A 12093-nucleotide genomic window follows, 5' to 3' on the forward strand; every position below is an offset into this window, starting at 1 on the left:
CAGTTATTTGGAGTTTCGGTCTTAGATTTCTTTGACTTTCTTAGAAATCTTGCGATTTTCTTTCTTGCTGGATTGTTTAAACAAAATCAAGATGCGTCCTATTTTTTGGACTGTATCCACACCGATTTCTTCTTCCAAAATTTCAGCTACTTCGTGGATGTTTTCATCTGTGTTTTGTAAGAGAGTAACCTTGATTAATTCACGCGCATCAAGAGCTTGACGGACGCTGGTTTTGATTTGGTCGTTCAGTCCATTTTTCCCGATTTGGATGATAGGTTTGAGGATGTGTGCCTGGCTGTTGAGGAAGGCACGTTGTTTTGATGTTAATGACATAATTTTCTTCCTTGTTTTTTGATAGTTATTTTAGGTGGTGAGGGACGGTCGGAACTAATTTTCCAAAGATTTCATCTTTGAAAAATGGATTTCCTGACCTCACAATTGAGCCTTGGTCTCAATTGTGCCCCTTGCCAATCTACAGATTGGCAATCACACCACGGCAATAACTATCGCTATATGAGCTCACTTTGTTCGCTCAGCGATTTTGTTTTAAATAATTGCTTTTCGTATGACGACGGCGACGCCTTCTGGTGCCCAGACGGCGACTTTGACAGTGCCTGTTACACGAATCCAACCTAGGCCTGAGATGACTAGGTCTGTCTTATCCTTGATTGTAAATACATGCTCAATCAGTTTTGGAAAATCTTCTTTTTCCTTACTGTTTGGAGGCGTGAGAAGGGTTCCGACGTGCTTGTCGTAAAATGCACTAGCGCCTTCAAGCTTAGTACGATGCAATTTGAGTTCATTGTCAAAGAAGGCTGTGAAACCTTGCTTTTCACCCGCAATGAAATCAAATCGTCCGAGACCACCTAGAAACAGAGTTTGTTCAGGATTTAGCTGATAGGTTTTAGGTTTGATTTCCTTTTTGGGGCTGACATACTTGAGGTTTTTGGCCGTCAAGTAGTGGGCCATCTGGTAACGATGGATAATCCCCGGTGTATCGTAGATATAAGATCCGTCGTCAAGCGGAATCTCGATTTTATCCAAGGTTGTCCCTGGGAAGCGTGACGTCGTGATGACATTCTGGTCACCCGTGATTTCTTGGATAATGGCATTGATTAAAGTTGATTTTCCAGCGTTGGTTACACCGACCACATAGACATCGCGGCCTTTACGGTAGTGTTCAATCTTGTCAATGACTTCCTTAATGGCATGTTTGTTTTGGGCTGAAGTTAGGACGACATCAACTGGACGAAGTCCTTCTTCGTGGGCACGTTCCATGAGCCACTGGCTAATCTTGCCCGGTTTAACTGACTTAGGTAGGATATCTTTTTTATTTCCAACCAAGAGGACATCATTGCCCGATACAAAGCGTGGCAAGCCTGGGATGACAGAGCCATTAAAATCAAAGATATCAATGACATTGACCACTAAGGCATCGCTGTCTCCCACCTCGTGCAAGAGCTTGAGGAAATCATCGTCTGTCAACTGGACATCCGTGATTTCATTGTAATGACGGAGACGGAAACAGCGTTGGCAATAGACTTCACCAGTCTCCAAACCTTTTTCAAGTGCCGACTGGGGGGTAAAACCAAGACCAGCCTTATCTGTCGTCTGAATGGTTGCTCCACAACCAATACAGAGAATTTCTTCCATAGTTAAATTCCTTTTTTATATGTAATCGGTCCGTACTTTTCAGTGATTTTTCGCATGACACGGCGCTCACGAGCTCGGTTAATCTGCGTTTTGATCGAGTCATGTTGGACCAAGGGTTTGACTAAAATCGAGCGAATGCCAGCACGGTGGGCTGCTCGAATATCTGTCATGAGCTGGTCGCCAACCATGACCACTTCACTTTTCTCATAGTGAAATTCCTTCATGGCACGGTCAATTCCAAATGTGAAGGGCTTCAGAGCCCAATAAACGTAGTCAATCCCAAATTTCTCAACTGCGCGTTGAACTCGTTTTTTGGTGTTATTTGAGACCACGATAATGCGAATGCCCGCGTCCCGAAGGTCATGTAGCCATTGCTTCATCTCTGGTGTTCCGTCAGGATTATTCCAAGCAATGAGGGTATTGTCCAAATCGACCAAAACAGCCTTGATTCCCTGCTCCTGCAGGCTTGGGACTGTCAGATCATAAACTGCTTCCACAGCAAAATCTGGCATATAATTTTCAATCGCCATTTTGGCTCCTTTTCTTAACTTTTTTTCGCAATTTTCCTTAGTAACAAGGATAAAACAATCCACAAACCTATACTAGCCAAACTGATGTAGAGCCAAGCATGGGGCTCATCTGTTAAAGGTAGTGGAACATTCATTCCGAAAAAGCCTGTCACGACTACCAAAACCGCTAGCAAGACTGAAATGATAGTCAAGGTTGTCAAATTATCATTCAGATTATTGTTTAGAATATTGTTGTAAGAGGCTGAAAGTTGCTGTAAAATCTGAGAGATTAGGTCTGTCATGGATACCAGCTGATGAGCCTCAATCATGGCATCATCAAACTGTTCTCTCTCAATCTCATCAAAACTACGATACAAGGCATGACCTTGAATATGCTCTAACAAAATCCGATTTTGTTTGGCAGCTGCCGTCAGATAAACCATACCAGTCTCCAAATCAGACAGGGCAAAGAGGTTTTTCTTGGTAGTTCGCTGGCGCAAGAGGTCATTGACCTCATCCCTACTCTTGTCCATCTGCTCAATGACAGGATAGTAGGCATTGCTGATGATTTCCAGACTGGCAAAGAGAAACTTATAAATCGAAAGCGTGTCATGGCTCTCCAGATAACGAGTCATCTGTTCAATGACATAGGCGTTCTTGGTATTACTAATGGTAATCAGGCGACGATGCTCCACGATAAAGGTCATGGGAAAAGTCTCATAGTAGGCCTTGTCCTTTTTTACGTCTAGGACATTATAGATAAAGGTAACCGTCCCACTTTCACGGTGGTAGTCCATGTGGGCGCGCTCGTTTCTATCCAGTGCGTATTCAATGGTTTCCTTGTCCAAACCGTAAATTTCAGAAAGGTCTTCTAGTTTATTCAACTTTCCTAGATCTAGGTCTATCCAGGTACAACCATTGCCCAACTGCTTTTCTAAAACCATCTTTTCTCCTTATTAAACTCCCTCTATTGTACCACAAATTACTTAAAATAACAGGTCTAGTCTGTGCGTGAGAAATTGCTAACAACTGTGATATTTCGGTTAGGGACAAAGTGAAGGGCTTGCTCCTCGCTACGAAGCTGGGTCGTACGAATTCCCACGCTGACGACCTTGCCCGATACAGTAATGGGGCCATTGGTCAGAACAACCTCATCTCCCACATCCAGTTGACGTTCAAAAAGGATGAAAAAGCCATTGATGACATCAGACAGAAAACCTTGGGCTCCCATCCCAATCGCCACCCCAGCGATTCCAGCCCCAGCCAGCAAGCTAGATACAGGTAAGCCTAAAATCGATAAAATACAGTAGAGTAAAAAGAAATATGACGTATAATTAAACACATTTTCTAACAAACGTGAGATGGTTTTCTGGCGCCCGACATCATGATGAGACATTTTTAGAGAAGGTTTGGCAATTCTCTGCACCATGGTATGAAGCATTTTTTTAGCAATATAAAATACAATCAAAAGCAGTAAAAGAGAAATGACCTTGGTTAGAATATTTTCGATAATGGTTGTCACATCTAGCTTTTCAATATAAGCTTGAATAAATTTTTGCATATAAAACTCCTTTATTTCATTATACCATATTTTCATCAGTCTCATTATCCATAAATATTCAAAAAATAGACAGAAAATTCTTGATTTTGTCTATCGTTTATACTATAATCATAATCACTACACAGAAAGGAGATTATTATGAAAAGAATCATTCATGCTTGGAACAAGGCAAGCCTTGTCAAGCGTATCTTGATTGGTATGCTTTGTGGGGGAATTCTAGGACTGACCCTTCCTAATCTCTCAGGAATTGGGCTACTCGGGGATTTATTCGTTGGAGGTCTAAAAGCTGTTGCTCCTATCCTAGTCTTTGCTCTCGTTGCTAATGCCCTTTCCCAACATCAAAAGGGACAAGATAGCAATATGAAAACTGTTGTTTTCTTGTATATCCTAGGAACTTTTGCCGCTGCTCTTGTAGCTGTACTAGCAAGTTTCATCGTCCCTATTGAAATCACCCTAAATAGTGCTAATACCGATATTGCTCCACCAGATGGGATTGGACAGGTCCTCAGCAACCTCTTGCTCAAACTGGTTGACAATCCAGTCAACGCCCTGCTTACTGCTAACTATATTGGAATCTTATCTTGGGCAGTCATTTTTGGAATTGCTATGAGAGAGGCCAGCAAAAATAGTAAAGAATTACTAAAAACTATCGCTGACGTGACTTCTAAAATTGTCGAATGGATCATCAATCTGGCTCCATTTGGAATCCTTGGTCTTGTTTTTAAAACCATTTCTGACAAGGGAATCGGAAGCCTTGCCAACTACGGTATTTTATTGGTTCTATTAGTAACGACTATGCTTTTTGTTGCCCTTGTGGTCAACCCTTTGATTGCCTTCTTCTTTATGAGACGCAACCCTTACCCTCTAGTTTGGAACTGCCTCCGTGTCAGCGGTGTGACAGCCTTCTTCACTCGTAGTTCTGCGGCTAACATTCCTGTCAACATGAAACTCTGCCATGACCTTGGACTCAACCCAGATACCTATTCTGTTTCTATCCCACTTGGCTCTACTATCAACATGGCTGGAGCAGCGATTACCATTAACGTTTTGACCCTTGCTGCGGTAAACACTCTTGGAATCCCTGTTGACTTTGCCACAGCCTTTGTCCTCAGTGTGGTAGCAGCTATCTCAGCCTGCGGTGCTTCTGGTATTGCGGGAGGTTCCCTCCTTCTTATCCCAGTTGCTTGTAGCCTTTTCGGTATTTCTAACGATATTGCCATGCAAGTTGTTGGGGTTGGATTTGTGATTGGGGTCATCCAAGACTCATGTGAAACAGCCCTTAACTCTTCTACAGACGTCCTCTTTACTGCCGTTGCCGAATACGCAGCAGCCCGTAAAAAATAACTCATAAAGGCAAGCCTGCTCAGGTTTTGTCTTTTGCTCTTTTATTCTAACTTATACTCTTCGAAAATCAAATTCAAACTACGTCAGCTTCGCCTTGCCGTACTCAAGTACTGCCTACGGCTAGCTTCCTAGTTTGCTCTTTGATTTTCATTGAGTATTATCAGGAAATTCTTATGTCTATTAGCCAACGTACGACCAAGCTCATCTTAGCTACCTGTCTTGCCTGCCTGCTTGCTTATTTTCTCAATCTTTCCTCAGCAATTTCGGCTGGAATTATCGCTCTCTTGAGCCTATTTGATACGCGTAGAAGTACTTTAAAACTGGCTCGCAATCGCCTCTTTTCCATGCTCCTAGCTCTGGCTATCGGTGTTCTAGCTTTTCACTTGAGCGGATTTCATATCTGGAGCCTTGGTCTCTATCTTGCCTTCTATGTGCCTCTAGCTTACAAGATGGGCTGGGAAATTGGCATCACACCAAGCACTGTTTTGGTTAGCCATCTCTTGGTACAAGAGTCAACCTCTCCAGACCTTCTAGTCAATGAATTCTTTCTCTTTGCTATCGGTACAGGATTTGCTTTACTGGTCAATCTCTACATGCCTTCACGAGAAGAGGAAATTCATCACTACCACACATTGGTAGAAGAAAAGTTAAAAGACATCCTCCTGCGCTTCAAATATTATTTATCCAGAGGGGATGGACGCAACCGAGCACAGCTGGTGGAAGAATTGGACACCCTTTTGGAAGAAGCCCTCAGACTGGTCTATTTGGATCACTCAGACCACCTCTTTCACCAGACTGATTACCATATTCACTACTTTGAGATGAGACAGCTACAAAGTCGTATCCTGCGAAATATGGCCCAGCAAATCAATACCTGTCACCTAGCTGCCAGTGAGAGCCTGATTTTGGCTCAACTCTTTTCAAAAATTGCAGGTCAACTGAGCCAGACCAATCCTGCTTCTGATTTGCTAGATGAAATCGAACGCTATCTGGAAGTCTTCCGAAACCGCAGTCTGCCCAAGACAAGAGAAGAATTTGAAACCCGCGCTACCCTTCTTCAACTCCTACGTGAAGCCAAAACCTTCATCCAAGTAAAAGTTGATTTTTACAAAAATATGGACAGTAAAAAAGAAAACCACTAAAAAACAGAACTTGCCAGCATTCTTGAAAAGTAGTATAATTATTGCATGCGCAATCATCTTGTGACGCAGAGACTGCCCGTTAATGGACTTTCTTCTATTTATGACTCTAAAAAGAAAGGAGACACTATGACCTATTTGGAAAAATGGTTTGACTTCAATCGGCGTCAGAAAGAAATTGAAAGTCTCCTGGAAGAGACCATTGCCCAACAGAGCGAGCAAAGTCTGACCTTGAAAGAGTTCTACCTGCTCTACTATCTGGACTTGGCCCAAGAAAAATCTCTACGCCAGATTGACCTGCCAGATAAGCTTCATCTGAGCCCGAGCGCAGTTTCTAGGATGGTGGCTCGCTTGGAAGCTAAAAATTGCGGTCTACTCAGTCGCATGTGCTGCCATCAAGATAGACGCTCTAGTTTTATCTGCCTGACAAATGATGGGCAAAAGACACTGGCCTCGCTACAAAAGGCTGTCGAAGAAAGCTTGGAAGCAGGTTTGGATTTCTTGATTTAAGATGATTTTAGAAAAAAGTTGCGTGCGCAATCATTTTTATTGACATTCTCTTTTACAAGGAGTAAAATAAAGTCAAGATTAAACAAAGGAGTTTTATATGATTGAAATTACTTATCTAGACGCCAGTAAGAACGAAAGAACTGTGACTTTCGAATCCTATGAAGATTTTGATCGTTCGCAACAAGCTTGCATTATCGGCGTCGCAGACTACTACCCTGTCCAAAAATTGACTTATAAGGATCATGATTTGGACTACCATGGGACTTATGGAGATATCTTCTTCTATCTCAAGAAACAAGATTTAAGCCAATATAACTAAAAAAGGAGAAATACAATGGCAAAAGCAATTACAGATGCAACATTCGAACAAGAAACAAAAGACGGTTTGGTCTTAGTAGACTTCTGGGCAACTTGGTGTGGTCCATGTCGTATGCAAGGTCCAATCTTGGACAAATTGTCTGAAGAACTTTCAGAAGATGTCTTGAAAATCGTTAAAATGGACGTTGATGAAAATCCAAACACAGCTCGTGCTTTTGGAATCATGTCTATTCCAACTCTTCTCTTCAAAAAAGACGGCCAAGTTGTCAAACAAGTTGCTGGTGTTCACACAGCAGAACAAATCAAGGCCATCGTTGCTGAATTGAGCTAAACCAAGTACTTTCTTTGGTCTCTTTTTTCTTGCCCTTTGCCATTTTTCAAAAAATATGCTAGACTGTAAGTAGAATATTACGATGTTTGGGACATGCCATCGCTAAAAAAAACCTTGACTTGGTATTTTTTAGCTCCCTCAAGGGAGCTTTTTGCGTGCTCTGAACATTTCCCATTTTGGAAGGAGTACTATGAAACGTCAATCAGCCTTGGTCGTCTTTAGTGGCGGTCAAGATTCCACAACCTGCCTTTTCTGGGCTAAAGAACACTATGAAACGGTCGAAGCCGTTACCTTTGCCTATGGCCAACGCCACCATCTCGAAATTCAAGTTGCCAGAGAAATCGCTACGGAACAGGGCATTCGTCATCACATCCTAGATATGTCTCTGCTGGGGCAAATCACTGAAAATGCGCTGACCTCTGATATGGAGATTGAGCAAAAAGAGGGAGAAGTTCCCAATACCTTCGTTGACGGTCGAAACCACCTCTTTCTATCCTTTGCGGCAGTCCTTGCCAAGCAACGAGGCATTAAAGATATCGTGACAGGTGTCTGCGAGACAGACTTCTCAGGCTACCCCGATTGTCGAGATGTCTTTGTCAAATCCCTTAATGTTACCCTCAACCTTGCCATGGATTACGACTTCGTTATCCAAACACCTCTTATGTGGCTAGACAAGGCTGAAACTTGGGAGCTAGCCGACCAACTCGGTGCCTTTGACTATGTTCGTGCAAAGACCTTAACCTGCTACAACGGAATTATCGGGAGCGGCTGTGAAGATTGCCCCGCCTGCCACCTACGTCAACATGGGTTAGATGTTTATCTCTCACAGAAAGGAGAAGCCTAATGTTTTTTGCACCCAAAGAAATCAAACAGGAAACTGGGGAGTCTCTTGTCTACAATCCTTATCGGACTCTAGTCTCCAAAGAATTTACCTTTGATGCTGCTCACCACCTCTTTCACTATGAGGGAAAATGCAAATCCCTGCACGGCCACACCTATCATCTGCAGATTGCTGTCAGTGGATTTTTAGATGAACGTGGTATGACCTACGATTTCGGAGACATCAAAGCGACCTACAAGAACTACTTAGAGCCCCACTTGGATCATCGCTATCTCAATGAAACTCTTCCCTATATGAACACGACTGCTGAAAATATGGTTTACTGGATTTTCCAAACCATGAATCAAGAGTTGCCAAACGAGCGCGGTCTCCGTTTGGAATACGTTCGTCTCTATGAGACTCCGACTGCCTTTGCAGAGTTTAGACGGGAGTGGTTAGATGACTAGGGAACGTGTCCTCAAACTACCAGTTCTAGAAATTTTTGGCCCAACCTTTCAAGGCGAAGGCCGTGCAATCGGGCAGAAAACCATGTTTGTCCGCACTGCTGGTTGCGACTACCACTGCGACTGGTGCGATTCTGCCTTTACTTGGGATGGCTCTGAAAAGCCAACTCGTATGACAGCTGACGAGGTCATTGCTGCCTTGGATAAATTGGGGAGCTACGACTATGTAACCCTATCTGGGGGAAATCCTGCTATCCTAGCAGCCAACATGGCCGAATTGGTCACCAAACTCAAGGAACGTGGTGTTACTCTGGCTGTTGAAACTCAAGGCTCTCGCTGGCAAAATTGGTTAAAAGACATCGACCAGGTTACTCTCAGTCCCAAACCTCCTTCATCCAAGATGGAAGTCAACTTTGAGACCTTGGACTTTATCGTTTCCCAACTTGATCCAGACAGGGTCACCTTTAAAATCCCTGTCTTTGATGATGCCGATTTGGCCTTTGCCAAAGGGATTCAAGAACGCTACCAACCAGATGTTCTCTTCTTATCAGCAGGAAATCCTGAGCCCAAGGCTACGGGTAATATTGTCCAAGACCAACTGGACCGCCTCAAAGAACTCTGGGAACGTGTCGCTGCTGACGACAGCTGGGGCAATGTCCGCGTCCTCCCTCAACTGCATACCCTCCTCTACGATAATCAACGTGGTGTTTAAGATTAGAAAGAAAAAATCATGTCACAACAAGAAGAAATGAAAAACCTAAGCCTACTAGGCAACAAAGAAACCAACTACATTTTCGAATATCAACCAGAAGTCCTCGAATCCTTTGACAATCGTCATGTGGAAAATGACTATTTTATCAAATTTAACTGTCCTGAATTTACCTCACTTTGCCCGATCACTGCTCAACCAGACTTTGCGACCATTTATATTTCCTACATCCCTGACAAGCTCTGTGTTGAGTCAAAATCCCTCAAACTCTACCTCTTTAGCTACCGAAATCACGGAGATTTTCACGAAAACTGTATCAACACCATCGGGAAAGACTTGGTCAACTTGCTAGACCCTCGCTATTTAGAAGTCTGGGGAAAATTCACTCCGCGCGGTGGCATTTCAATCGACCCCTACTACAACTACGGTAAGCCTGGAACTAAGTATGAAGGCTTGGCAGAACAACGCCTCTTCCAACACGACCTTTATCCAGAGAAAATTGACAATCGTTAAACTCATACTCAATGAAAATCAAAAATCAAACTAGGAAGCTAGCCGCAAGTTGCTCAAATCACTGCTTTGAGGTTGCAGATGGAAGCTGACGTGGTTTGAAGAGATTTTCGAAGAGTATCATACGAAAAAGCCCTGTTCCTCTAGATGAGGAGCAAGGCTTTTTGTTTTTCAATTATTCTTCTGTTCCAAGGAAGTTTTTTGCAACGAGGGCTGCAAGAACCCCACCAACGATTGGTGCAAGGATGAAAATCCAAACTTGTTGAAGGGCTGCGCCACCTACCAAAACAGCTGGTGCCAAGCTACGAGCTGGATTTACTGAAAGCCCAGTAATGTTCAATCCGACAAGAATCATCGCCATCAAGGACAAACCGATTACCAAACCAGCAATCGCGCCATTTCCCTTGCTTGCTGAAGTCACAGTCATGATAACCAAGACAAACAAGAAAGTTGCGATGACTTCAAACAAGAAACCACCAAAGACAGTGACACCGTTTGCCAAGGCATTTTCACCAAGACTAGCAGTTGACATACCTGAGTTAGCCAAGAGGAAGAAGACAGAAGCAGATGCTAAGAAAGCTCCAACTACTTGTCCAAGGATGTAGTTGACAAGCTCTGAAGATGACAAACGTTTGTTAACAAACATAGCAATCGAAACAGCTGGATTCAAGTGAGCACCTGAAACAGTTCCGATTGAGTAGGCTGCAACTACGATTGCCAGACCAAAGGCAACGGCAATCCCTAGGTGACCAAGACCTTCAACACCATTTCCAAAAACAACAGCTCCTGTCCCGACGAATACAAGCATGAACGTACCGATTAACTCAGCAACAAATTTTTTCATTTTCTTTCTCCTTTTTTCAAAAACTAGATACTAGTCTATCAAAAGTAGGAAAGGGTTTCAAGAAAATTGATTGGAAATTTTTTGAAAATCATAGAACTACTAGCAATACCTAATATTGAAAAGATTGAATAGCTTCTTTCAAGTCATCTTGTAAACTATTTCTCTGGTCAAGTTGGACATAGACTTCCAACAGACAGGATCTGAAGTTGGAAAATTTATAAAAATCTTCCCTTTCTTCTATCGGAAAGTCAACAGCTTTTATCCAAGAAGCTACTTGCTCTTGCGCTAACTTCCCTTGTAAAATAGGTTCATAGATCACTCTTGCTAAACGCCAATCCTCATCATCTGTAAAGCGAATCGAAACTCTTTTAAATAGTTGGCCAAGTATATCAAATACTTCATGAACTCTGTTTTTAGGAAAGTTGGGATGACAAACCACCTCTGTCAGTAAATCGGCTCCATGTGCAAAAGTATGAACCCAACCATACTGACTTGAAAAACCCGTTGTATCCTTTTCTTTTGAAAGATAATACAAACCTTGATTTAAAAGGACATTACGAATTCCTGCATTTAATTCCTGATAAAAAATCGATTGCTGGTTGGCATCTGCAGACAAGAGATTTGCATAAATAAGCGCCCTAAAAGAACGTTCAAGGGTTGACAGGCCTACCTTATCAATATCTTTATCTAACCCTCCATCAGATGAAATCCCTTCAGCAATGAAATGAAATTGTTCCTGTGTAAATAGCTCTTCCTGAATCCCTCTAGCAAAGCTTGTAAAAACAAGGTCATCACGAATTTCTGGAGAAGGATCTCCCAAATGATCAAGTAGCCACTGGATTTCTTCCTGGTTATAACTTGGTTTTTCTTCTGCTATTTTTCTAAGTAACTTTTGATACATGGTCAATACCTCTACATTTCTAGCAACTGTTCAAAAAGCTGTCCTTAAATGACTTTAGCAATTTGTAAAATTAAGTTAAAGAGAAAAAGACATTTATATTCAGAGAAACAGCACATTTCTGAAAGGATACATAAATGATTTATTCCATATTACCACAAATGAACTTGTAATGATAGAACTTTATCACAAAAATCACATTTCTGTCTCAAAAATTGCGAAAAACTAGTTATATAGTCATTTAGTTTTAAAAAAGCGTTCCAAACATTCAAAAATAGTTGGGACTTCCCTTAATAAATCTGTTACTTTCTTTTTCAAGATAGCCCAAGCTTGCTCAATAGGATTCAAATCCGGTGAATATGGCGGTAGAGGTAAGAAAAAGTGTTTATCTTGGATGCAGAGTTCATCCAAAATGTTCTTGGGATCAAAACTAGCATTGTCCATGATAATAACATGAGGTGTCTTTCAAAGCAGGTAGGAGTT

The 12093-nt window shown here is 42.2% G+C and carries 16 protein-coding genes and 1 pseudogene; 9 read left to right on the top strand and 8 right to left on the bottom strand.

Going from position 1 to position 12093, the window contains the following annotated elements; all coding sequences use genetic code 11:
* Positions 1–21: 21 nt before the first annotated feature.
* From yhbY to HT709_RS08060, 5 genes are all read right to left on the bottom strand, one after another.
* Positions 22–333 (bottom strand): ribosome assembly RNA-binding protein YhbY, encoded by a 312-nt coding sequence (gene yhbY / locus HT709_RS08040; protein ID WP_000060163.1) that lies wholly within the window; start codon positions 331–333, stop codon positions 22–24.
* A gap of 213 nt (positions 334–546) precedes the next feature.
* The gene (gene yqeH / locus HT709_RS08045) at positions 547–1653 is read right to left on the bottom strand and encodes a ribosome biogenesis GTPase YqeH (protein ID WP_138699836.1); all 1107 of its coding nucleotides are present in this window, start codon (positions 1651–1653) and stop codon (positions 547–549) included.
* 2 nt (positions 1654–1655) lie between these two features.
* A complete protein-coding gene (locus tag HT709_RS08050) occupies positions 1656–2183 on the bottom strand; it encodes a YqeG family HAD IIIA-type phosphatase (protein WP_000963750.1) in 528 nt (175 codons plus the stop codon).
* Positions 2184–2197: 14 nt separating this feature from the next.
* Positions 2198–3106 (bottom strand): magnesium transporter CorA family protein, encoded by a 909-nt coding sequence (locus tag HT709_RS08055; protein ID WP_000242254.1) that lies wholly within the window; start codon positions 3104–3106, stop codon positions 2198–2200.
* 56 nt (positions 3107–3162) lie between these two features.
* Positions 3163–3723, bottom strand: coding sequence for a mechanosensitive ion channel domain-containing protein (locus HT709_RS08060; protein ID WP_001168882.1), 561 nt, complete (start codon positions 3721–3723; stop codon positions 3163–3165).
* Positions 3724–3861: 138 nt separating this feature from the next.
* Here HT709_RS08060 and sstT point away from each other — a divergent pair, with 138 nt between their 5' ends.
* The 9 genes from sstT to queF all read left to right on the top strand — a co-directional run bounded on the left by sstT (position 3862) and on the right by queF (position 9871).
* A complete protein-coding gene (sstT, locus tag HT709_RS08065) occupies positions 3862–5067 on the top strand; it encodes a serine/threonine transporter SstT (protein WP_000821228.1) in 1206 nt (401 codons plus the stop codon).
* Positions 5068–5240: 173 nt separating this feature from the next.
* On the top strand, positions 5241–6209 hold the full coding sequence (locus HT709_RS08070) for an aromatic acid exporter family protein (protein ID WP_172925666.1): 969 nt from the start codon (positions 5241–5243) through the stop codon (positions 6207–6209).
* A gap of 126 nt (positions 6210–6335) precedes the next feature.
* A complete protein-coding gene (locus HT709_RS08075) occupies positions 6336–6716 on the top strand; it encodes a MarR family transcriptional regulator (protein WP_000221629.1) in 381 nt (126 codons plus the stop codon).
* Between the two features lie 97 nt (positions 6717–6813).
* The gene (locus HT709_RS08080; RefSeq protein WP_000570252.1) at positions 6814–7035 is read left to right on the top strand and encodes a DUF4649 family protein; all 222 of its coding nucleotides are present in this window, start codon (positions 6814–6816) and stop codon (positions 7033–7035) included.
* Between the two features lie 15 nt (positions 7036–7050).
* Complete coding sequence (gene trxA / locus HT709_RS08085) at positions 7051–7365, top strand: thioredoxin (protein ID WP_001029581.1); 315 nt, start codon at positions 7051–7053, stop codon at positions 7363–7365.
* Positions 7366–7555: 190 nt separating this feature from the next.
* Positions 7556–8209, top strand: coding sequence for a 7-cyano-7-deazaguanine synthase QueC (queC, locus tag HT709_RS08090; protein ID WP_172925667.1), 654 nt, complete (start codon positions 7556–7558; stop codon positions 8207–8209).
* Positions 8209–8652, top strand: a complete 444-nt coding sequence (queD, locus tag HT709_RS08095) for a 6-carboxytetrahydropterin synthase QueD (protein WP_000464585.1) — start codon at positions 8209–8211, stop codon at positions 8650–8652. The genes queC and queD overlap by 1 nt, the downstream gene beginning before the upstream one ends.
* Positions 8645–9361 (top strand): 7-carboxy-7-deazaguanine synthase QueE, encoded by a 717-nt coding sequence (queE, locus tag HT709_RS08100; protein WP_000196466.1) that lies wholly within the window; start codon positions 8645–8647, stop codon positions 9359–9361. The genes queD and queE overlap by 8 nt, the downstream gene beginning before the upstream one ends.
* Before the next feature lie 18 nt (positions 9362–9379).
* Positions 9380–9871, top strand: coding sequence for a preQ(1) synthase (gene queF / locus HT709_RS08105; RefSeq protein ID WP_000082587.1), 492 nt, complete (start codon positions 9380–9382; stop codon positions 9869–9871).
* A gap of 172 nt (positions 9872–10043) precedes the next feature.
* Here queF and HT709_RS08110 read toward each other — a convergent pair whose 3' ends face one another.
* The 3 genes and pseudogenes from HT709_RS08110 to HT709_RS08120 form a co-directional block, all read right to left on the bottom strand.
* Positions 10044–10712, bottom strand: coding sequence for an aquaporin (locus tag HT709_RS08110; RefSeq protein WP_119920133.1), 669 nt, complete (start codon positions 10710–10712; stop codon positions 10044–10046).
* Between the two features lie 109 nt (positions 10713–10821).
* On the bottom strand, positions 10822–11613 hold the full coding sequence (locus tag HT709_RS08115) for a DUF2785 domain-containing protein (RefSeq protein ID WP_023933745.1): 792 nt from the start codon (positions 11611–11613) through the stop codon (positions 10822–10824).
* 234 nt (positions 11614–11847) lie between these two features.
* Positions 11848–12093, bottom strand: a pseudogene (locus HT709_RS08120) (IS630 family transposase); the annotation flags it as partial.

This window comes from Streptococcus sp. 1343 (assembly GCF_013277355.1).
Classification (GTDB): domain Bacteria; phylum Bacillota; class Bacilli; order Lactobacillales; family Streptococcaceae; genus Streptococcus; species Streptococcus pseudopneumoniae.

Excerpts from the sequence above, each read along its gene's own strand:
- yhbY (WP_000060163.1), bottom strand. The coding sequence starts at position 333 with ATGTCATTAACATCAAAACAACGTGCCTTCCTCAACAGCCAGGCACAC.
- yqeH (WP_138699836.1), bottom strand. The coding sequence starts at position 1,653 with ATGGAAGAAATTCTCTGTATTGGTTGTGGAGCAACCATTCAGACGACA.
- HT709_RS08050 (WP_000963750.1), bottom strand. The coding sequence starts at position 2,183 with ATGGCGATTGAAAATTATATGCCAGATTTTGCTGTGGAAGCAGTTTAT.
- HT709_RS08055 (WP_000242254.1), bottom strand. The coding sequence starts at position 3,106 with ATGGTTTTAGAAAAGCAGTTGGGCAATGGTTGTACCTGGATAGACCTA.
- HT709_RS08060 (WP_001168882.1), bottom strand. The coding sequence starts at position 3,723 with ATGCAAAAATTTATTCAAGCTTATATTGAAAAGCTAGATGTGACAACC.
- sstT (WP_000821228.1), top strand. The coding sequence starts at position 3,862 with ATGAAAAGAATCATTCATGCTTGGAACAAGGCAAGCCTTGTCAAGCGT.
- HT709_RS08070 (WP_172925666.1), top strand. The coding sequence starts at position 5,241 with ATGTCTATTAGCCAACGTACGACCAAGCTCATCTTAGCTACCTGTCTT.
- HT709_RS08075 (WP_000221629.1), top strand. The coding sequence starts at position 6,336 with ATGACCTATTTGGAAAAATGGTTTGACTTCAATCGGCGTCAGAAAGAA.
- HT709_RS08080 (WP_000570252.1), top strand. The coding sequence starts at position 6,814 with ATGATTGAAATTACTTATCTAGACGCCAGTAAGAACGAAAGAACTGTG.
- trxA (WP_001029581.1), top strand. The coding sequence starts at position 7,051 with ATGGCAAAAGCAATTACAGATGCAACATTCGAACAAGAAACAAAAGAC.
- queC (WP_172925667.1), top strand. The coding sequence starts at position 7,556 with ATGAAACGTCAATCAGCCTTGGTCGTCTTTAGTGGCGGTCAAGATTCC.
- queD (WP_000464585.1), top strand. The coding sequence starts at position 8,209 with ATGTTTTTTGCACCCAAAGAAATCAAACAGGAAACTGGGGAGTCTCTT.
- queE (WP_000196466.1), top strand. The coding sequence starts at position 8,645 with ATGACTAGGGAACGTGTCCTCAAACTACCAGTTCTAGAAATTTTTGGC.
- queF (WP_000082587.1), top strand. The coding sequence starts at position 9,380 with ATGTCACAACAAGAAGAAATGAAAAACCTAAGCCTACTAGGCAACAAA.
- HT709_RS08110 (WP_119920133.1), bottom strand. The coding sequence starts at position 10,712 with ATGAAAAAATTTGTTGCTGAGTTAATCGGTACGTTCATGCTTGTATTC.
- HT709_RS08115 (WP_023933745.1), bottom strand. The coding sequence starts at position 11,613 with ATGTATCAAAAGTTACTTAGAAAAATAGCAGAAGAAAAACCAAGTTAT.